Here is a 20430-nt window from a genome sequence, read left to right as displayed (position 1 = left end):
GGGCCGACTGCGAGCCCTCCAAGCCAGCCGCTGAAGACCGCCCACCAAACCAGCACCCCAAACAATCGGCCTCAGCCGCGTTTCGCAGAGGAATCCGAGAGGGAATACAAATTCCTACGCGCAAACCCCGCAAAAAGGCAGCGGCGTGCCATACCTCTTCGATAGGTGCGTCGCCGCGCGCTCATGCTAGGCTGAGATCTGGTATGGTAGTGTACCAACACCACCGCAGTCGTGCCGGGCAGGAGCAGCATGATCGATATCCGTATCACCCCGAACAAGAACGAGCTCGGCAAGCAGGCTGCCGCCCTCGGCGCCGAGGCGATCCGCGCCGCGATCACCCGCCACGGCGAGGCGACGATCATCGTCGCCACCGGCGCGAGCCAGTTCGAGATGCTGCAGAACCTCGTCGTGGCCGAGGGTATCGACTGGTCGAAGGTCACCGCTTTCCATCTCGATGAATATGTCGGCCTGCCCGAGAGCCATCCGGCGAGCTTCCGCGGCTATCTCAGGGAGCGCTTCCTTGCGCCGCTCGCGGTCAAGCCGGCCTTCAACTTCGTCAATGGCGAGGGCGATCCCACTGCCGAGACGCAGCGCCTCAACGCGCTGATCGCCGGGCGCCGCATCGATCTCTGCTTCGCCGGTTTTGGCGAGAACTGCCATCTCGCCTTCAACGACCCGCCGGCCGATTTCGAGACCGAGGAGCCGTACATCGTCGTCACGCTCGACGAGGCCTGCCGCAACCAGCAGTTCGGCGAGGGTTGGTTCGAGAGCTTCGAAGCCGTGCCGGAGCAGGCGATCTCGATGAGCATCCGCCAGATCCTGAAGAGCGAGCTGATTGTGCTGTCGGTGCCGGACGCGCGCAAGGCGCAGGCGGTGAAGGATGCGCTCGAAGGCGACGTGACGCCGCTGCACCCGGCCTCGATCCTGCAGCGCCATCCCAATACGGTGCTCTTCCTCGATCCGCCGGCCGCCTCGCTGCTGAACAAGGGCTGAGCGGCGATGCCCGTCTCGCCCGGCCTCGTCGATCTCCAGGTCAACGGCTTCGCCGGCGTCGACTTCAACGATCCGGCGATCACTCCGGCCGATCTCGACCGGGCGCTGGAGGCGATGCTCGCGAGCGGCGTGACGCATTGCCTGCCGACGATCATCACTGCCCATCCGCACGAGCTGGTCGAGCGCTTCCAGGCGTTGGACAAAGCCGTCGCCGAGAGCCGGCTCGGGCCCCTGATGTGCCCGGGCTATCATCTCGAGGGCCCGTTCCTGAACCCGGCGCCGGGCTACCATGGCTGCCATCCGCCGCAGGCCATGACGGCGGCGCGGCCCGAGCTGATCGCCGAGGCCGAGCGCGACCTGTCACGGCCGATCCTGATGGTGACGCTCGCCGCCGAGCGCGAAGGAGCGCTCGCTCTGACCAAGACTTTGGCCAATGCCGGCAAGATCGTTGCCATCGGCCATTCAGCGGCCGATTTCGATCAGGTCGCCGCCGCAGCCGATGCCGGCCTCTCGCTCTCGACCCATCTCGGCAACGGCCTGCCGCAGACCTTGCACAAGCTCGCCAACCCGATCTTCGCCCAGCTCGCGGAGGACCGGCTGATGGCCGGCTTCATCGCCGACGGCATCCATGTCCATCCCAAGGCGCTCGCCGCGCTGATCCGGGCCAAGGGTTTCGAGCGCTCGATCCTCGTCACCGATGCGGTGGTGGCGGCCGCGGCGCCGATCGGCCGCTACCACTTCGCCGGCATGGCGGTCGACAGGATGCCCGATGGTTCGGTGCGGCAGGAGGAAGGGCTGCTCGCCGGCTCGGCGCTCTGCCTCGACGAGGCGGTGCGCAATGTCGTCGCCTGGGGCATCGCGACGCCCGAGCAGGCTTTCGCCATGGCCTCCGACCATGCCCTTGCCGCGATCCGGCCGGCCCTGTTCGCGCATGGCATTACGCTTGCCGAGGGGAAGGTCGAGTGGTCGGATGAGCTTTTCGTCCGGCGCGTCCGCCTCGCCGATCAGGAACGCCATTACGACGCATGAACGCCGCCACCAGCGGCGCGACAACAAGAGGGGAAGGCAATGACCAAGCATCTCAAGGGTATCGACCGCCGCACCGTGCTCGGTGGCCTCGGCGCACTCGCAGCGGGCGGGCCGGCGCTCGCCGCCTCGCCGCCGCTGCCGACCAGCCCGGTCGTGATCAGCGTCATGGATGTCGGCGGCGCGCTCGCGCTGATGCAGAAGGCGTTCGAGGATTACCGCGCTGCCAATCCCAAGCTGGTCTCGCGCATCGCCTTCGTGAAGGCGCCTGTGCCCGAGCTCGCCAGCAAGCTCAAGGCGCAACAGGGCGCCGGCAAGGTCGATCTCGACCTGATCCTGACCGGCAGTGACGGCCTCGCCGCCGGCCTCGAGCAGAAGCTCTGGCAGAAAATCCTGCCCGATTTCGCCGACAAGTTCCCGAACATCGAGGCCAATTACGAGCCGGCCGCGCTCAACCTGCACAAGGCGCAGGGCGACGGCTTCGGCGTCGTCGTCAACTACTACCCCTCCGGCCCGCTGCTCGAATACATGCCCGACCGGGTCAAGACCCCGCCGACCACGGCCGAGGAACTGCTCGCCTGGGCCAAGGCCAATCCGAACAAGTTCATGTATGCCCGCCCGACCAATTCCGGCCCGGGCCGCACCTTCATGATGGGCCTGCCCTATCTCCTCGGCGACAAGGACCCGCAGGACCCGGTCGGCGGCTGGGACAAGACCTGGGCCTATCTGCAGGAGCTCGGCCAGTACATCGAGTACTATCCGGCCGGCACCGGCGCGACGATGAAGGAGTTCGGTGACGGCTCGCGCGACATCATCATCACGACCACCGGCTGGGACATCAATCCGCGCGCGCTCGGCATCGTGCCGAAGGAAGCGAAGATCCAGACGCTGAAGGGCTTCCACTGGGTCTCGGACGCCTTCTTCATGTGCGTGCCCAAGGGCCTGCCCAATGACCGGCTCGCCGTCGTTCTCGACATCATGGCGCATGTGCTGACGCCGAAGATGCAGGCCTATTCCTATGACGAGGGCTATCTCTATCCCGGCCCGGCGGTGAAGAACGTGCCGCTCTCGCTGGCGCCGGAATCGAGCCAGAAGGTCATCGCCGAGTTCGGCCGGCCGGAATATGCCGACCTCATCGCCAACAACCCGATCGAACTGCCGCTGAAGCCCGACAAGATGGTCGTCGCCTTCAGGAAGTGGGACGAGCTGGTCGGAGCGAAGCGGGCGAAATGATGCTCCGCCGTCTTGGCCCGGCAGGCCAGGACGGCACCGCCCCGGGGCGGGATGAGGCGCTGCCTATCCCGCCTGAGTCGGCAGCAGGCTCTTCGCCACGCTCTCGATGCGTTCGGCCGCCGCGACGAGGGCGGCGGCAGCCTTCTCCTCGACCTCGCCGGCACGCTGGTCGGCGAAGCCCGCATCGCCTTGCAGCGATTGCAGCCGGCCTTCGAGCGTCTCGACCTTCTTCTTCAGCTCGCTGAGCTCGTCGGCGACCATCAGCGCCGCCATGACGTGCAGGCGCATGTCACCGATCTCGCCGAAGGCCTGGCGCATCTCCTCGATCTTGCCGTCATAGAGCTGCGCGAGCGCCTCCAGATGCGGCTCCTCGCCCTCGCCGCAGGCCATGCGGTAGGCCTTGCCGGAGATGGTGACGTTGACCTGGGGCATCAGGCGTCCTGCTCGGCTTCTTCCTCGGGGTGGGCTTCGACGCGCGCGATCACCTCGGCGAGCGCCGTCATGGCGCGGTCGAGCTTGCGGTCGACCTCCTGCGCGACGCCCTCGACCTGGCCGATCCGGGCCATGGCGCCATCGAGCTCGACCGCGAGGCGGGCCCGGTCATCCTGCATCAGGGTGAGTTCGGTTTCGAGATTGGCGCGGCCACGCTCGACCTCGAGCCGCCTGCGGGCGGCCGCTTCGAGTTGGCCGAGCGCGCCTTCGAGGCGCGACAGGGCGTGATCCAGTGCTGGAGACGCCACGCTTCTTCCTTTGCGTGCCGGGGAAGCCGGCTCATCCGATTCGGAAGCGTAGATTAACAAATATCTCCGTGGAAAGCGCTTTGGCCGGTGCGGTCCGAGCGAAGCGTGGGGAAAACTCGATATCTGCGTCCTTGCAGGCGAATTGACTCCGCTTGAGCGGGCGGCCTATCGAACGCGCGACCTTTTTCTCAAGAGTTCGCTGCTCGTCGCCGGCCAGCTTCGGCGCGAGCCTCGTTCCGCCTTCGCCGGAGAAATTCCATGACGACGCCTGCGATCGACCGCGCCCAGCACGAGCGGCTCGCCAACGCCATCCGCTCCCTCGCCATGGACGGCGTCGAGCAGGCCAAGTCCGGCCATCCCGGCCTGCCGATGGGCGCGGCCGACGTCGCGACCGTGCTGTTCACCCGCATCCTGAAATACGATGCGGCCGAGCCGCGCTGGCCCGATCGCGACCGCTTCGTGCTGTCGGCCGGCCATGGCTCGATGCTGATCTACGCGCTGCTCTATCTCACCGGCACGCCTGGCATGGAGCTCGACGACCTCAAGAAATTCCGCCAGCTCGAATCGAAGACGCCGGGCCATCCCGAGAACTTCATGACCGCCGGCGTCGAGACCACCACCGGCCCGCTCGGCCAGGGTCTCGCCACCGCCGTCGGCATGGCGATGGCCGAGCGCATGCTCGCCGCCGAATTCGGCAAGAAGCTGGTCGACCACAAGACCTATGTCCTCGCCTCCGACGGCGACCTGATGGAAGGCATCAGCCAGGAGGCGATCGCGCTCGCCGGCCATCAGAAGCTCAACAAGCTGATCGTGCTCTGGGACGACAACGGCATCTCGATCGACGGGCCGCTCTCGATCTCCGACTCGGTCGATCAGGTCGCGCGCTTCAAGGCCTGCGGCTGGAAGGCCGAACGCGTCGACGGGCATGATCCCGACGCGATCGAGGCGGCGATCCGCCGTGCCCAGAAGTCGAACAAGCCGACGCTGATCGCCTGCAAGACCGTGATCGGATTCGGCGCGCCGAAGAAGGCCGGCACCTCCAAGGCGCATGGCGAGCCGCTCGGCGCCGACGAGCTCGCCGCCGCCAAGAAGGCGCTCGGCATCACCGGCGGGCCGTTCGAGGTCGCCGCCGACGTGCTCACGGCCTGGCGCGGCTTTGGCGCCAGCGGCTTCGCCGAGCGCAAGGAGTGGAATGCGCGCCTGGCGGCTTTGTCCGAGCGCAAGCGCAGCGAGTTCGAGCGACGCCTGAACCATACCGTGCCGGCCAAGCTCGCCAAGGCGCTGGTCGCCCATAAGAAGGCGCTGGCTGCGAGCCCGGTCACGGTCGCGACCCGCAAGGCCTCGGAGCTGGCGCTCGAAGCCATCGCGCCGGTCATGCCGGAGCTGGTGATGGGCTCGGCCGACCTCACGCCGTCCAACAACACGCGCACGAAGGCGGCCGAGGACTTCACGCCGAAGACCCCGAAGGGCCGCTATGTCCGCTACGGCATCCGCGAGCACGGCATGGCCGCGGCGATGAACGGCATCACCCTGCATGGCGGTTTCCGCACCGCCGGCGGCACCTTCCTGGTCTTCGCCGACTATGCCCGCCCCTCGATGCGGCTCGCGGCGCTGATGGGCCTGCCGGTCGTCTATGTCATGACCCATGATTCGATCGGCCTCGGCGAGGACGGGCCGACCCACCAGCCGGTCGAGCAGATCGCCAGCTTGCGCGCCATGCCGAACATGCGCGTGCTGCGACCCGCCGATGCGATCGAGACGGCCGAAGCCTGGCAGATCGCGCTGGAGCGCACCGACGGGCCGACCGTGCTGGCGCTCTCGCGCCAGAACCTGGCGCCCGTGCGCACCGACGCCTCGGCGACGAACCGCTCGGCCAAGGGCGCCTATGAATTGCTGGCGGCTGAAGGCGGCAAGGCGCAGGTCTCGCTCTTCGCCTCGGGCTCCGAGGTCGAGATCGCAGTCGCTGCCCGCAAGCTCCTGGCCGATAAGGGCATTCGCGCCCGCGTCGTATCGGTGCCCTCGCTGGAAGCACTGCTTGAGCAGGACGAGGCGACCAAGGCAGGGATCATCGGCGATGCGCCGATCAAGATCGCGGTCGAGGCGGCCGTGCGCTTCGGCTGGGATGGCGTGATCGGCGCCGACGGCGGCTTCGTCGGCATGTCTTCCTTCGGGGCGAGCGGCCCCTACAAGGAGGTCTACAAGCATTTCGGCATCACGCCGGAGGCGGTGGCCGAGGCGGCGATCAAGCGTCACAACGGCTGAGCCGTCTCAAATTTTTAAGGCCTGCCCTTGCGTTCCGCCTTGGTTTGGCCGATTTGCCCGCGTGAATGACGCCGGCTGCGCCGGCAAACGGCGAAGGAGAGGATTGAGATGACGGTCAAGGTGGCGATCAACGGCTTCGGCCGTATCGGGCGCAACGTGCTGCGCGCGATCATCGAGTCGAAGCGCAAGGACATCGAGGTCGTGGCGATCAACGATCTCGGCCCGGTCGAGACCAACGCCCATCTCTTCCGCTTCGATTCCGTGCACGGCCGCTTCCCCGGCACGGTCACCGTCTCCGGCGACACGATCGATGTCGGCCGCGGCCCGATCAAGGTGACCGCGATCCGCGACCCCAAGGATCTGCCGCACAAGGCGCTCGGTGTCGATATCGCGCTGGAATGCACCGGCATCTTCACCACCCGCGACAAGGCGGCCGCGCATCTCGCCGCCGGCGCCAAGCGCGTGCTGGTCTCGGCCCCCTGCGACGGCGCCGACCTGACCGTGGTCTATGGCGTCAACAACGAGGCCCTGACCAAGGACCACATCGTCGTCTCCAACGCCTCCTGCACGACCAACTGCCTCGCGCCGGTGGTCAAGGTGCTGCATGACGCCGTGGGCATCGACAAGGGCTTCATGACCACGATCCATGCCTATACCGGCGACCAGCCGACGCTCGACACGATGCACAAGGATCTCTACCGCGGCCGCGCCGCCGCGATGTCGATGATCCCGACCTCGACCGGCGCCGCCAAGGCGATCGGCCTCGTCATCCCCGAGCTCAAGGGCCGTCTCGACGGCACCTCGGTGCGCGTGCCGACGCCGAACGTCTCGGTCGTCGACTTCAAGTTCATCTCGAAGCGCAAGACCACGGTCGAGAAGATCAACGACGCCATCGTCAAGGCGAGCAAGCGCGGCGCGCTGAAGGGCATCCTGGCCGTCACCGACCAGCCCAACGTCTCGATCGATTTCAACCACGATCCGGCCTCGTCGACCTTCGCGCTCGACCAGACCAAGGTCATGGACGACAAGTTCGTGCGCGTCATGTCCTGGTACGACAATGAGTGGGGCTTCTCGAACCGCATGAGCGACACCGCCGTCGCCATGGCGAAGCTGATCTGATCCATACAATCGCTGCGGCCGTGCCCATCCGGTGCGGCCGCGCCCACGCCGCCGAGGAACGGACCGCGCAATGAACAAGATCGAGCCGACCGTCGCCACGCCGACCACGCCTACCGAGGCCGTGATCGTGCCGCCGGCCCCGAGCATGGCCGAGATCGCCGCGGCCCGCGCCTCCGAGGCGAAGCCGGCCGAGCCCGCTGCTGCCAGCGACCCGCGCAAGCTCGATCAGCTTTCGCGCATCGAGGAGAAGGCTGCGCGGATCGAGGAGAAGTTCGCGCGCTACGAGGCGGTGCTGACCCGCGCCGAGGCCTCGCTGGAGCGCAGCGCCCAGAAGGTCGATCTCGCTGCTGGCACGATGGACTTCGCCGGCCTGCGCGAGGAACTCTCGGCCCTGCGCCAGCGTGTCAATTCGACCCCGCGCTTCGGCGCCTTGCTGCTCACCGGCATCGTCACGGCGGTGCTGACCGTCATCCTGACGGTGATCGTGTTGAAGAGCGGCGTTCCCGGCGTGCTGCCGCCGATCCTGCCGCGATGAGCTTCTGCCCGCCCGCCGATCTCGCGGACGGGCGCAGTGTCCGCTGGCGGGCGCTGGAAGGCGGTGTGCTCGAACATCTGACCTTGCGCGCGGAGGCCAACGGCCTTCGCGCCGATGCCGTCCTGGTCGGCGAGCGCGACGGGAGCCGCTTCGGTGCGACCTATCGCATCGCTTGCAATGCTGATTTCACGGTGCGCTCCTTCGAGATCGCGACGACCGACGGCCGTCGGCTCGCCATGGCCCGGCGCGATGGCGCCTGGCACGATAGCGAGCGTGGCCATCCGCCGGCGTTCGATGCTTGTATCGACATCGACCTCTCCGCCACGCCCTTCACCAACACGCTGCCGATCCGACGCCTGGCTTTGGAGCCCGGCCAGCACCGGCATATCGCCATGCTGTTCGTACCGTTCGACAGCTTCGAGCCATTCGTCACCGAGCAGATCTACACTTGCCTCGCACCGAGGCTCTTCCGGTTCGAGACCGCCGATGGCAGTTTCACCGCCGAGCTTCCGGTCGACGAGGACGGCCTCGTCATGGATTATCCCTGTCTGTTTCAACGCCTGTAAGAGAGCACTCTCCATGCCCGCTTTCCGCACCCTCGACGACGCCGATCTCGCCGGCAAGCGTGTCCTCGTCCGCGTCGATCTCAACGTGCCGATGGAGGAGGGCAGGGTCACCGACACCACCCGCATCGACCGCATCCTGCCGACGATCCGCGAGATCGCGCAGAAGGGCGGTAAGGTCATCCTGCTCGCCCATTTCGGCCGGCCGAAGGGCCGCGACGAGAAGAACAGCCTCAGGCAGGTCGTGCCGGCCTTGGCGCATGCGCTTGGCCAGCCGGTGATCTTCGTCGGCGACTGCATCGGCCAGGAGGCGCCGAAGGCGATCGCCGCCGCCAAGAACGGCGAAATCCTGCTGCTCGAGAACACCCGCTTCCACGCCGGCGACGAGAAGAACGACCCCGAGTTCGTCAAGGCGCTCGCCGCCAATGGCGATCTCTATGTCAACGACGCCTTCTCGGCCGCCCACCGCGCCCATGCCTCGACCGAAGGGCTGGCGCATCTGCTGCCGGCCTATGCCGGGCGCACCATGCAGGCCGAACTGGAGGCGCTTTCGGCTGGCCTCGACAACCCGGCCCGCCCGGTGATGGCTATCGTCGGCGGCGCCAAGGTCTCGACCAAGCTCGAACTGCTGGGGAACCTGGTGCAGAAGGTCGATGTGCTCGTCATCGGCGGCGGCATGGCCAACACCTTCCTCGCCGCCCGCGGCGTCAATGTCGGCAAGTCGCTCTGTGAGCACGATCTCGCCGATACCGCCCGCGAGATCGAGGCCAAGGCCAAGGCGGCCGGCTGCGAGATCATCCTGCCGGTCGATGCGCTGGTGGCGCGCGAGTTCAAGGCGCATCCGGGCCATCGTGTCGTCTCGATCAACGAGGTCGGGCCCGACGAGATGATCCTCGACGCCGGCCCGCTCAGCGTCGCCGAGGTCGTGCTCAAGCTCAACAGCGTGAAGACCGTGGTCTGGAACGGGCCGTTCGGCGCCTTCGAGCTACCGCCCTTCGACACGGCGACCGTCGCTGTCGCCAAGGCGGTGGCGGAGCGGGTGCGGGACGGCAAGCTCGTCGCTGTCGCCGGCGGCGGCGACACGGTCGCGGCGATGAACCACGCCGAGGTCGCCGAGGACCTCACTTACGTCTCGACCGCGGGCGGCGCCTTCCTCGAATGGATGGAAGGCAAGGCGCTGCCGGGCGTCGAGGCGCTGCGGAAGGGTTGAGCGGCGGCGCAGCCTGCGGTTGAGCGCAGTGATGTTTATGCTATGTTCTCGTGCATGAGCGAGAACATCAAAGGCGTCGTTCCGCAGATCCTGATGAAAATTCAGGAAGACCTTGCCGCGTTCCGTCGCGATGTGACGGAACGCCTCGATCGTCTCGAAACCATCCAGAAGCAGGAGCGCCGTAACACGGCCGCCATGCTGGTGATGATGCGCGGGGCGGCAGGCGTCTACGAGGAGCGCCTGAACCAGCTCGAGATCGACCGTATCGTCAAGCTGGAGGACCGGATGGCGGCTGTCGAAGCACGACTGCGCTGAGCGCGTTCACGTTTTCAGCGGGTTTCGCTTTGCGTCCGCCACAGTTCGATTCTAAACCCTCCGGATAAAGCAGAGCCCAACCGGAGGATCATCGTGGCCCGCATCACGCTTCGCCAATTGCTCGACCATGCCGCCGAGAACGACTACGGCGTTCCGGCCTTCAACATCAACAACATGGAGCAGGCGCTCGCGATCATGGCCGCGGCGGACGCGACGGATGCGCCGGTGATCATCCAGGCCTCGCGCGGGGCGCGCTCCTACGCCAACGACATCATGCTCAAGCACATGATGGACGCGGTCACCGAAATCTATCCGCATATCCCGGTCTGCGTGCATCTCGACCATGGCAACGAGCCGGCGACCTGCATGACCGCGATCCAGGCCGGCTTCACCTCGGTGATGATGGACGGCTCGCTCAAGGCCGATGGCAAGACCCCCGGCGACTGGGACTACAATGTCGGCGTGACCAGGACCGTCACCGACATGGCCCATCTCGGCGGCATCTCGGTCGAGGGCGAACTCGGCGTGCTCGGTTCGCTCGAAAGCGGCGAGGGCGAGAAGGAAGACGGCCACGGCTTCGAGGGCAAGCTCAGCCACGACCAGCTCCTGACCAATCCGGACGAGGCGGTGAAGTTCGTCGCCGAGACCAAGGTCGACGCGCTCGCCATCGCCATGGGCACCTCGCACGGCGCCTACAAGTTCACCCGCAAGCCCGACGGCGCGATCCTCGCGATGCATGTCATCGAGGAGATCCACAAGAAGCTGCCGAACATGCACCTCGTCATGCATGGCTCCTCCTCGGTGCCGCAGGACCTGCAGGACATCATCAACCAGTATGGCGGCAAGATGCCCCAGACCTGGGGCGTTCCGGTCGAGGAGATCCAGCGCGGCATCAAGCACGGCGTGCGCAAGATCAACATCGACACCGACAACCGGATGGCGATGACCGGCCAGATCCGCAAGATCCTGTCCGAGCATCCCGGCGAGTTCGACCCGCGCAAGTATCTGAAGCCGGCGATGGAGGCGATGACCGCGCTCTGCAAGAAGCGGCTGGAAGAGTTCAACACCGCCGGCCAGGCCTCGAAGATCAAGCGCGTGATCACGCTGGCCGACATGGCCAAGCGCTACGCCAAGGGCGAGCTCGACCCGACCTTCGGCGCCAAGAAGGCGGCGTGATCACCCGCTGAAGCTGCGGCATCCGTCATGGTCGGGCTTGTCCCGACCATCCACGTCTTCGCTTCGCCGATCGAGTTCGGTGTTCAAGACGTGGATGCTCGCCACAAGGGCGAGCATGACGGCGGAGCGGCATGGCAGCCAAAAGCAAAACGCCCGGCACTTCGCCGGGCGTTTCCATTTCAAGAGATGGTCGGGGCAAGCCCGACCATGACGGCTTCGCTCACACGCCGATCTTGCCTCCGCCGCGCTTGGTGATCGCCACCACCGAGGGACGCGTCGGCATGTCCGGCTTGAAGTCGGGCCAGCGGGTCGAGAGATCCTCGTAATAGGAACGACGGCCGAAGGCCGGCCAGTCCGGACCGTCGTCGCCCGGATGCTGGACGGCGACGAAGGCGGTGGTGTCGTCCGGTGTGAAGCAGGGTCCGCAGAGCTCGGCGCCATGCGGCACGCGGTAGAACAGCTTCGAGGTGCGGCGCGCCTCGCCTTCGGTGTCGACCGCCCAGAGGCCGTCGGTGCGGCCGGTCTCCTGCGGGCCGTTGCCGTCGGTCGAAACCCAGAGCCGGCCGGCGGAATCGACCACCGCATTGTCCGGCATGCCGAACCAGCCATCCTTGCTGGTCTCGGTCGAGAAGCTGGCGCCGACGGCGGCGACGGAAGGATCACCGCATTTCAGCAGCACTTCCCACTTGCCCTTGGTCGCGGTGAAGTCGCCGCCATCCTCGATGATCTCGATGATGTGGCCGAAGGCGTTCTTGGCGCGCGGATTGGCGGCGTCGACCTGGTCTTCCTTGCGGTTGGTGTTGTTGGTCAGCATCACATAGACGCGGCCGTTGACGCCGTTCGGGGTGATGTCCTCCGGCCGGTCCATCTTGGTGGCGCCGAGCAGGTCGCCGGCGCGGCGGCTCTCGATCAGCACGTCGGCCTGGCTTACGAAGCCGTTGGCGGCCGTGAGCGGACCCTGGCCGAAGACCAGCGGCAGCCACTCGACCGTGCCGTCGGCGGCGAACTTGGCGACATGGAGCGTGCCCGCATCGAGCAGGTCCATATTGGCGGCCCGGTTGTTCGGATCGAAGCGGCCGGCGGTGACGAATTTGTAGACATAGTCGAAGCGCTCGTCGTCGCCGAGATAGACGACGACGCGGCCATCCTTGGCGACGATGCTGTCGGCGCCTTCATGCTTGAAGCGGCCGAGCGCGGTGCGCTTCTTCGGCACCGAGTTCGGATCGAACGGATCGACCTCGATCACCCAGCCGAAGCGGTTGGCCTCGTTCGGCTCCTTGGCGAGGTCGAAGCGCTCCTCGAAGCGGCCCCAGGCATAGGGCGCCGAGGGAATGGCGAGGCGCTTGTAATTGGCCTCCTCGCGGTGGCCGTCCGGCAGCTTGCCGGAGAAGTAGCCGTGGAAGTTCTCCTCGCCGGAGACGAAAGTGCCCCAGGGCGTCATCGCGCCCGAGCAGTTGTTCAGCGTGCCGAAGACCTTGCGGCCGCTGGCATCGGCATTGGTCTTGACGCGATCGGAACCGGCGACAGGGCCGGAGAGCTGCATCTCGGTGGCGACCGTGATGCGGCGATTATACTTGGAATTCTTCACCAGCGCCCATTTGCCGTCGGTCTTGCGGATTTCGGCGACGGTCGCGCCATGCGCCATCGCCTCGATCGCAAAACGCTCCGGGGTCGCGTTCTTCATCACCGGCTTGCCGTCCTTGATCTCAACGACGCCCGGGAACATCAGATGCGGGTTGGTGTATTCGTGATTGACGAAGAGCACGCCATGGGCCGACGGGTCGGCCGCTCCCGGCACCGGCAGGTAGCCGACGAAGTCGTTGTTGTAGCCGAACTGCTTGGCCTGGGACTCGGCCGTCTGCTTCGTCGGGTCAAAGGCCGGCGCGTCGGGGAAGAGCGGGTCGCCCCAGCGCAGCAACACGTCGGCCTGATAGCCCTCCGCGACATGGTGGTCGGCGTCGACCCCGGCCTCGACTTCCTTGAAGCTGAAAGCGGAGCCCTTCGCCTGGGCCTTGGCCTCCTCGGCAGTAGCCAGCGCGGCCGCGCCGACCGTTGCGGAGATGGCGGAGACGGCGAGGGCGCCCTTGAGCAGGCCACGGCGCGAGAAGCGCTGACCGATCAGTTCGCCCATGGTCGGGTTGGCGGAGTGGTTCTGCGGCGGCGCATCGTCATGCTCGAGCATGCTGGCACCGAAGGTGGATTCGTATTGCGTCTCGTTGGTCATGGCCGGCCCCGTCCTGTCGTCAAAGTTAGAATGACTCAAAATTAAGAGCCGTGCTTGACAGGTAGGTGACGGACAATGGTCAGGCGGCGCGGTTCTGTTTCGTCAGGTTCTCGAAGGCTTCGGTCAGGGTCTCGGCCTGGCGCGTCAAGGCCTGGGCGAGGCCGAGCATCTCGTCGACGCCCATGCCAGCGGCCTGGGCGGAGTCGTTGACGCTGGCGATGGCCTGCGCGACTTCCTGCGTGCCTTGCGAGGCGAAGCTGATGCTGCGGGCGATCTCCTGGGTGGCTGCCCGCTGCTCGTCGACGGAGCTCGCGATCGTCAGCGTCGTCTGGTCCATGTCGCCGACGAAGCCGACGATGCTCTCGATCGCCTCGACGGCCTCCTGCGTCGCCGCCTGCATGGCCGGAACCTGGGCCGCGATCTCGTCGGTGGCCCTGGCGGTGCGCGCTGAAAGCTGCTTCACCTCCTGCGCGACCACCGCGAAGCCCCGCCCGGCTTCGCCGGCCCGGGCCGCTTCGATGGTCGCGTTGAGCGCCAGCAGATTGGTCTGCGCGGCAATGTCGCGGATCAGGTCAACGATCGAGCCGATCGTCTGCGCCGACTGCGCCAGGCCCTTGACGATCGCCTCGGTCCGGAGTGCCGCATTGCTGGCATCGTGAGCCTTGGTCGTGGCGCGGGCGACCTCGCCGGAGATCTCGCTAAGCGAGGCGGAAAGCTCCTCGGTAGCGCTGGCGACGCTGGCGACATTGTCGGAAGCCTCGTCCGAGGCTCGCGCGGCGGCGACAGCCTGCAGGCCGGTTTCCTTCACGACACCATTCATCGTGTGCGCCATCTCCTCGACGACGCGGGCGCTGCCGGTGACGGCACCGACCACGTCGCGGACCGTGACCTGGAAGGCCGAGATTTCGTGCTGGATGCGCTCGCGGCTCTGGCGCTGGACGTGGGCATAGGTCTCGAGCAGCAGTTCGAGATCGAGCTGCACCGCCTTCTGCAAGGCGGCGCGCAGCGCGATACGCCGATTGTATTCCTTGGCCTGCCAGATGTGGCTGAGCCTGGCGAGGCCGTCGCGCAGCAGGCCGAGCTCGGCGCCGATCGCATTACTGACGATGGCGTGGCAGATCGCGACGGCATGGGCTGGAACGCCATTGTCGTTGAAGGCACTGGCGAGGGCATGTGCCGACTCCAGAAAGCCGTCCTCGAATTCGCCCGAGACCAGCCTGATCCAGTGCGCGAGCCGGAGTTCATGCACGTCCGGCCGCTGCATCGCCCGCAGGATCTCAGGCCAGGCCTCGAACTGCTCATGCAATTCCGGCAGCAGGGTCGGCAGGCGCCGGCGCCCGAACTCCGCCTGCTGCCGCAGCAGGCGGATGTCGGTAGCGTCGATCCGGAAGGTCCGCAGGCGCGCTGTATGCTCGACGATGGCATTGTTCATGGTGCGCGCTGGGTTCGCTTCTGCCGATGGTTCTCTCCGGAACCTTGCGGGTAGTTCGCGAAGAAACGCTTAAGCATGAGGCGGGGCGCGAGTAGATTGGAAACCCCGCCGCTGCGCTTGCCTCGCAGCGAGCCGGCTGAGTATAAGCCGCGCGGGCGAAACAGCGGAGATCAGGGCGTATGGCCGGCCATTCACAGTTCAAGAACATCATGCACCGCAAAGGCAAGCAGGATGCGGTGCGCTCCAAGCTGTTCTCGAAGCTGGCCCGTGAAATCACCGTCGCCGCCAAGATGGGCATGCCCGACCCCAACATGAATCCTCGCCTGCGCATGGCCGTGCTGGCGGCGCGAGCCGAGAACATGCCCAAGGACAACATCGAGCGCGCCATCAAGAAGGCGCTCGGTGGCGACAGCGAGAACTATGACGAGGTCCGCTATGAGGGCTACGGCCCCGGCGGCACGGCCGTGATCGTCGAGGCGCTGACCGACAACCGCAACCGCACCGCCTCCGCCGTCCGCTCCTATTTCACCAAGTCCGGCGGGGCGCTCGGCGAGAGCAACTCGGTCTCGTTCATGTTCAACCGCGTCGGCGAGATCAGCTATCCGCCGGAGGCCGGGGATGCCGACAAGGTGATGGAGGCGGCGATCGAGGCCGGCGCCGACGATGTGATCTCGGATGAGAACGGCCACACCATCCTGTGCGCCTTCGACGCCCTGAACGAGGTCTCCAAGGCGCTGGAAGCCTCGCTCGGTGCGCCGGCCTCGGCCAAGCCGGTCTGGCGGCCGACGACCACGACGCCGCTCGACGAGGAGAAGGCGGCGTCGATGATGAAGCTGATGGAAGCGCTCGACAATGACGACGACGTCCAGAACGTCTTCGCCAATTTCGAGATCGCCGACGACATCATGGCCAAGCTCGGCTGAGGCGAGCCGCTATATCGGCATAAGGTGGCCCTTGGCGCGGCTGGCGATCAGCCCGATCGCGAGCAGCACGAGGAAGGTCACGCCGAGACCGCCGGCCGCGAAGGCGAGCTGCGCGGCGCCGAGCAGGCCCAGCACGATGGCGAGAAGCGCGAGCCAGGGAATGGCGAGCGCCATCACCATGAAGGGCATGCGGGCGCCCAGCCGCTCGCCCGGACCCAGATAGACGCTCTCATAGGGATATTGCTGTTTCGGCCCCGGCAGCGTCAGGGTCTGGAACGAGGCCGCGCGCAGGCCGATCACCCGGTACAGGCAGTCGATCACCGTGCGGTGATGAAAATAGCCGGCATGCGAGGCCGCCGGCATCGGGAAGCGGTAGCTCGCGACATGGATGTTGTCGACGCGCTGGGCGAAGTCCTTCGCGCTGGCCGGCGAATGCAGCGGGCCGCTGATCGGGTCGCCCTCGTCCCAGAAGTTGATCCAGTGGATGAACGGCTTGGTGTTGTGCTTGAACGGCTCGGTGCCGATGTCGCCGCGCAGATCCTCGACGACCCGCTTGTAGCGGTGCGAGTTCGAGACATAGCTCTCGAAGAAATACTCGATCTTGTCGATCGGGCTGCCCATGGTGACGAAATGCTCGATCTTGCCGAGATCGACCATGCCGGTCATCGGGTCGGCCGGATTGTAGGCGCGGTTGCGCCGGCTCAGCGCGAGCAGGGCGTCATGGGCGACGCTGGTGCCGAGGCTGTGCGCGACGACCGCGACACGCGTGCAGGCATCGTCCAGTAGGACATGGCTCAGCACCTCCAGGCTGCGATCGAGCACCTTGCTGCGCGCCATGTGCTTGGCATCGGTTTCCTCATAAGTCGCCCAGGCCTGAACGTCGCCCATATAATCCGACAGGAAGCGCGTCAGCCCGAGCGCGGCGGCGAGAAAACCCGCGACTGCGAGCACGCTCTTCCAGTCAGCCGCGAAGGGCAGGGCGGATTGTGGCACCAGCTCCAGGCCGAGCACGGCCTTGAGCGCGACGAAGATGCCGAGCAACGCACCGCCGCCGAGAAGCAGCAGGGCGAGCGCCATGGTCGCGAGCAGGACGGCATTGCGCACCTCGTCCTGCCGGTATTGCGACTGCCAGCGCCGGGCCAGAAGCTGAAGACGCACGCCGGCATCGGGAGCGACCGAGGGATGCTCGCGGACGAAGGCGAGGAAATCGTCGAAGCTGCCGGCCGGAAATCTCTGATCCTCGCGGTCGAAATCGTCATAGAGCTCGAGCAGGTCGCGATAGTCCTGCTTCTGCTCCGGTGTCGCTGTTGCATGCTCCCCTTCGAACATGGCGGCGAGCACCGCGCGGCGCAGCCGCTGACGTTCGCGCCAGGGCGAGTTCAAGGTGTCGAGCGGGCGGAAAGGCTGGCGGAAGATCCATTTCAGCACGCCCCAGGGCGATTTCTGCTCCGCCATGATCGGCGCCCAATAGACCTCGTAGAAGCGGAGCGAGCGATTGTCGGGCTCGATCGGAGGGTCGAGCAGCCTCGCCTTGACATAGCTGATGGTGCCGGGCTCGCCGAGCTTCGGGTGCAGCGGCTCGATACGCGCCTTGATGCCGCGGATCTGCCCCTGCTGGTCGCCGGCTCGTGCCCGGTTGCCGAGATGACGGTCGATCTGGTCGACGAGGTGACTGGTTTCCTCGTAGCGACGCTGGCTGCCCATACCGTGGAAATAGACGACCGCGGTGTAGCTCGCCGGGTTTCTCTGCCCGGCTTGCGAGGTCGTGTCGGTGCTCGTGCTCATCGCCATTCCGCTCCCGCTGCAGGATGTGCCGTAGCGTCATACTACAGCCATTGCGTGCTGCGGGGACAGAATTCGGGTCCAGGAGCAGGCTCGGCGACGTCAACGCTGCAGCAGCGCATCCCAGAGTGGCAGGCTGACGAGCGCGCTGAGGAAGATCGTCAGATAGGCGATGCGGCGGAAGGTCTGCTCGGAGGCGATGCCGAAGGCGTGCGTGCCGAGCCAGAGGCCGGCGCCGTAGACGGCGAAGAGCGGCAATGCCATCAGCGCCGAGGTGAGGGTGATGATGCCCTTCAGTGCCAGGATCGTGCCGCTGACGATCGTGCTCAATCCGAAATAGGTTTGCATGTTGGCGCGGGTCTTGTGCCGGTCGTTGCGCTGGGCGCCGAGCCAGAACACGGCGAGCGGCATGCCGCCGATGCTGGCGAGCCCGTTGCACAGGCCCGAGGCCGCGCCGACGCCGAGCGAAAGCGGGATGCCGGGCTTGCCGTGGTAGCGCCAGCCCGAGGCCAGCAGAGCCACGGTCGCGAGCACGAGCAGCGCGAGAAGCCAGCGCATCGTCTGCCGATCGAGCCAGGTGAGCAGGGCGATGCCGAGCGGCAGGGCCAGCGTCGCGGCGATCATCAGCGGGATGACCTCGCGCCATTCCGCCCGCTTGGCCGAGCGCGCCGCCAGAGGCAAGGCGAAGGGCAGGTCGATCATCCAGATCAGCCCGAGCGCGGCGACCGGGCCCAGCACGATCGAGGCCAGCGGCATGAACACCATGGCGAAGCCGAATCCGGTGAAGCCGCGCACGAGTCCGCCGAGCAGGGTCGCGCCGAGGAGAACGGCGATGCCCTGGGGCGTGACATCGGGAAAGAGCAGGGGAACGAGATCGGTCATCGCGCGGCCGGAAAGGATTGTCTTTCCTTCACGCTGCAAGGCGAGCGATCAACCCCCGTCGCTGTGATGGCAGCGATGAGCCTCGTTCATCCATCCGCCCCGCCTGAAATCATCTAGAGCATCTTGGAGCGAAGTGGACACCGGTTCGCGCGAAGAAAATGCGATAAAACAAGGAACTAGACCATTTCCGCGATTCGAAGAATTGCGGAAACGCTCTAGTCTGCGCCGATGTCCGATCCGATTCGCATTCTCGGCCTCGATCCCGGTCTCAGGAAGACCGGCTGGGGCCTCGTCGTCAGCGAGGGCACCAAGCTCTCCTTCGTCGCCTGCGGTGTGGTCGAGAGCGACGAGAAGCAGCCGCTCGCCGACCGCCTCAAGCAGTTGCACGAGGGCATCGCCGGCGTGATCTCGCGGCATCAGCCGCAGGAGGTCGCGGTCGAGGAGACCTTCGTCAATCGCGATCCGCAATCGGCGCTGAAGCTCGGCCAGGCGCGCGGCATCGCGCTGGTCGTGCCGGCGTTGGCCGGACTCGACGTTGCCGAATACGCCGCCAATCTGGTCAAGAAGACCGTGGTCGGCGTCGGCCATGCCGACAAGAAGCAGGTGCAGGCGATGATCCGCGTGCTGCTGCCCAGGGCCGAGACACGCAGCGCCGACGCGGCCGACGCGCTCGCCGTCGCGATCTGCCATGCCCAGCACCGCGGCGCCCGGGCGCTTCTGGCACAGTATCAATTGCGGAAGGCGTAGAGCTCGGCATCCGGGTCGCCCTTGCCGAGGAGGCCGGAGCAGATGATTTCGGCACCGATGCGGCTATAGGTGATGCCGTTGCCGCCGAAACCCATCACGGCCCAGCAATTCCTGAGATCCGGCATTTTACCGATGGTCGGCAGGCCGGTCGTCGATGCTCCGAAGGTGCCGGTCCAGGTATAATCGGCCTCGGTCGATATCCCGGGCAGAAGCTTGCCGAGCTTGCGCTGGATGGCTTTCGTCTTCTCCCCCATCAGCGCGTCGCGCTTGTCTTCATCGACAAAATCCTCGTCCTCGCCGCCGCAGATGATGCGGCCGTCGGGGGTCGTACGCATGTAGAGATAGGGGTCGGACGCCTCCCAGATGAAGCAGCACCGTGGCCAGAGGCTACGTTTCTGAGGCGCGGTGGCCAGCGCCCAGGTCGAAAGCACTTCATGCCCCTTGGGCATCTGTCCGAACGGCAATTCGTAGCCGGTCGCGAAGACGAGGTGGCGGCAGCTTATGCGATGGCCCTCGCGGGTGCGCAGGCTGACCGAGCGCGGTTTCGCATCGAGGTCGACGATCTCGACCGGCCAGGCGAGGTGGGCGCCTCTCGCGAGCGCGGCACGCAGGAAGCCGGAAGCGAGCACGACCGGATCGGCTTCGAGGTTGTCGTAGCCGAGTAGCGCAGCGGGGCGCTCGATGCCGAAGCGTTCCTTCAGCGCCGCGGCGTCAAGGAACGCGGTCTCCAGCCCGGCGCGGCGGCGGGCTTCGTGTTCCCGCGCGAGGGCATCGGCATCGAGCACGTCGCCGGCCAGGTAGAGCGAGTCGCGGCGGGTGACGGGCGCGATCGACAGCGCCCTGATCCGCGCCCCCAGCCCGTCGACGGCGAGGCGCGAGCGGCGCCAGGCGCGGATCGCTGCCTCCTCGCCGATCTGGCGCGTCAGCTTCGTCAGCGGCTGGTCGATCTCGTATTGCAGCAGGGCGGTGCTGGCCGGCGTCGAACCGCGGATCGGGCCGCGTCGGTCGACCACCAGTACGTCGAAACCGGCGGCGCTCAACACGTCGGCCTGCATCGCGCCGGAGATGCCGGCGCCGATGACGACGACGTCGGCTTGCGTATCCGATGTGATCTCGTGCCTCGGAAAGCGCGGTGGTCGCTCGCCCTGCCAGACCGAGCGACCGGTCCGCAGATCTCGTTGTTTCGTCAGCACGTGGATGCTCCCCCAACTCGTCGGTGGAGAACGCGCGGCCGCCCTGATTGATCCGGTCTGGCGGCCGGCTGCCGC

19 protein-coding genes are annotated in these 20430 nt (G+C 66.6%); 12 read left to right on the top strand and 7 right to left on the bottom strand.

The genetic code is table 11. The features are described 5' to 3' along the window. The first annotated feature begins 249 nt into the window (after nt 1-249). The 3 genes from BMZ69_RS08545 to BMZ69_RS08535 are packed head-to-tail and all read left to right on the top strand — an operon-like array spanning nt 250 to nt 3252. Nucleotides 250-993, top strand: coding sequence for a glucosamine-6-phosphate deaminase (locus BMZ69_RS08545; RefSeq protein ID WP_092156132.1), 744 nt, complete (start codon nt 250-252; stop codon nt 991-993). Nucleotides 994-999: 6 nt separating this feature from the next. Next, nucleotides 1000-2022 carry an N-acetylglucosamine-6-phosphate deacetylase gene (locus BMZ69_RS08540; protein ID WP_092156131.1) on the top strand — a complete coding sequence of 341 codons (1023 nt, stop codon included), beginning with the start codon at nt 1000-1002 and terminating at the stop codon, nt 2020-2022. A gap of 39 nt (nt 2023-2061) precedes the next feature. Then, nucleotides 2062-3252, top strand: coding sequence for an ABC transporter substrate-binding protein (locus BMZ69_RS08535; RefSeq protein WP_092156130.1), 1191 nt, complete (start codon nt 2062-2064; stop codon nt 3250-3252). A 63-nt stretch (nt 3253-3315) separates the two neighbouring features. On the opposite strand, the gene BMZ69_RS08530 is transcribed toward BMZ69_RS08535, so the two are convergent. Continuing rightward, nucleotides 3316-3684, bottom strand: a complete 369-nt coding sequence (locus BMZ69_RS08530) for a cell division protein ZapA (RefSeq protein WP_092156129.1) — start codon at nt 3682-3684, stop codon at nt 3316-3318. Then, nucleotides 3684-3992 carry a DUF4164 family protein gene (locus BMZ69_RS08525; RefSeq protein WP_244543274.1) on the bottom strand — a complete coding sequence of 103 codons (309 nt, stop codon included), beginning with the start codon at nt 3990-3992 and terminating at the stop codon, nt 3684-3686. The genes BMZ69_RS08530 and BMZ69_RS08525 overlap by 1 nt, the downstream gene beginning before the upstream one ends. 258 nt (nt 3993-4250) lie before the next feature. On the opposite strand from BMZ69_RS08525, the gene tkt reads away from it, so the two are divergent. The 7 genes from tkt (at nt 4251) to fba (ending at nt 11172) form a co-directional block, all read left to right on the top strand. After that, the gene (gene tkt, locus BMZ69_RS08520) at nt 4251-6254 is read left to right on the top strand and encodes a transketolase (protein ID WP_092156128.1); all 2004 of its coding nucleotides are present in this window, start codon (nt 4251-4253) and stop codon (nt 6252-6254) included. Between the two features lie 108 nt (nt 6255-6362). Further along, a complete protein-coding gene (gap, locus tag BMZ69_RS08515; RefSeq protein WP_092156127.1) occupies nt 6363-7373 on the top strand; it encodes a type I glyceraldehyde-3-phosphate dehydrogenase in 1011 nt (336 codons plus the stop codon). Nucleotides 7374-7443: 70 nt separating this feature from the next. Beyond that, a complete protein-coding gene (locus BMZ69_RS08510) occupies nt 7444-7908 on the top strand; it encodes a hypothetical protein (protein WP_092156126.1) in 465 nt (154 codons plus the stop codon). Beyond that, a complete protein-coding gene (locus tag BMZ69_RS08505) occupies nt 7905-8474 on the top strand; it encodes a putative glycolipid-binding domain-containing protein (protein ID WP_092156125.1) in 570 nt (189 codons plus the stop codon). The genes BMZ69_RS08510 and BMZ69_RS08505 overlap by 4 nt, the downstream gene beginning before the upstream one ends. A gap of 13 nt (nt 8475-8487) precedes the next feature. Next, a complete protein-coding gene (locus tag BMZ69_RS08500; RefSeq protein WP_092156124.1) occupies nt 8488-9681 on the top strand; it encodes a phosphoglycerate kinase in 1194 nt (397 codons plus the stop codon). Between the two features lie 54 nt (nt 9682-9735). Beyond that, nucleotides 9736-9996, top strand: a complete 261-nt coding sequence (locus BMZ69_RS08495; RefSeq protein WP_092156163.1) for a hypothetical protein — start codon at nt 9736-9738, stop codon at nt 9994-9996. Between the two features lie 93 nt (nt 9997-10089). Further along, nucleotides 10090-11172 carry a class II fructose-bisphosphate aldolase gene (gene fba, locus BMZ69_RS08490; RefSeq protein ID WP_092156123.1) on the top strand — a complete coding sequence of 361 codons (1083 nt, stop codon included), beginning with the start codon at nt 10090-10092 and terminating at the stop codon, nt 11170-11172. 220 nt (nt 11173-11392) lie between these two features. Here fba and BMZ69_RS08485 read toward each other — a convergent pair whose 3' ends face one another. Next, nucleotides 11393-13396 carry a PhoX family protein gene (locus BMZ69_RS08485; protein WP_092156122.1) on the bottom strand — a complete coding sequence of 668 codons (2004 nt, stop codon included), beginning with the start codon at nt 13394-13396 and terminating at the stop codon, nt 11393-11395. A 79-nt stretch (nt 13397-13475) separates the two neighbouring features. Continuing rightward, nucleotides 13476-14828: a globin-coupled sensor protein gene (locus tag BMZ69_RS08480; protein ID WP_092156121.1), complete on the bottom strand. Its 1353-nt coding sequence runs from the start codon at nt 14826-14828 to the stop codon at nt 13476-13478. A 179-nt stretch (nt 14829-15007) separates the two neighbouring features. Here BMZ69_RS08480 and BMZ69_RS08475 point away from each other — a divergent pair, with 179 nt between their 5' ends. Next, complete coding sequence (locus BMZ69_RS08475) at nt 15008-15751, top strand: YebC/PmpR family DNA-binding transcriptional regulator (RefSeq protein WP_092156120.1); 744 nt, start codon at nt 15008-15010, stop codon at nt 15749-15751. Between the two features lie 9 nt (nt 15752-15760). Here BMZ69_RS08475 and BMZ69_RS08470 read toward each other — a convergent pair whose 3' ends face one another. Together BMZ69_RS08470 and BMZ69_RS08465 are read right to left on the bottom strand one after the other, a co-directional pair. Then, the gene (locus tag BMZ69_RS08470) at nt 15761-17536 is read right to left on the bottom strand and encodes a hypothetical protein (protein ID WP_139219002.1); all 1776 of its coding nucleotides are present in this window, start codon (nt 17534-17536) and stop codon (nt 15761-15763) included. 99 nt (nt 17537-17635) lie between these two features. After that, complete coding sequence (locus tag BMZ69_RS08465) at nt 17636-18415, bottom strand: sulfite exporter TauE/SafE family protein (protein ID WP_092156118.1); 780 nt, start codon at nt 18413-18415, stop codon at nt 17636-17638. A 228-nt stretch (nt 18416-18643) separates the two neighbouring features. Between BMZ69_RS08465 and ruvC the strand changes: the two genes are divergently transcribed. After that, nucleotides 18644-19162 carry a crossover junction endodeoxyribonuclease RuvC gene (gene ruvC / locus BMZ69_RS08460; RefSeq protein ID WP_092156117.1) on the top strand — a complete coding sequence of 173 codons (519 nt, stop codon included), beginning with the start codon at nt 18644-18646 and terminating at the stop codon, nt 19160-19162. Here ruvC and BMZ69_RS08455 read toward each other — a convergent pair. After that, complete coding sequence (locus tag BMZ69_RS08455) at nt 19144-20355, bottom strand: NAD(P)/FAD-dependent oxidoreductase (RefSeq protein WP_244543273.1); 1212 nt, start codon at nt 20353-20355, stop codon at nt 19144-19146. The genes ruvC and BMZ69_RS08455 overlap by 19 nt on opposite strands. Nucleotides 20356-20430: the final 75 nt, after the last annotated feature.

The organism is Allobosea sp. CRIB-10 (assembly GCF_900112185.1).
GTDB lineage: Bacteria > Pseudomonadota > Alphaproteobacteria > Rhizobiales > Beijerinckiaceae > Allobosea.
The sequence above is the reverse complement of the archived record's forward strand: the minus strand, read 5'-3'. Positions and strand labels throughout refer to the sequence as shown.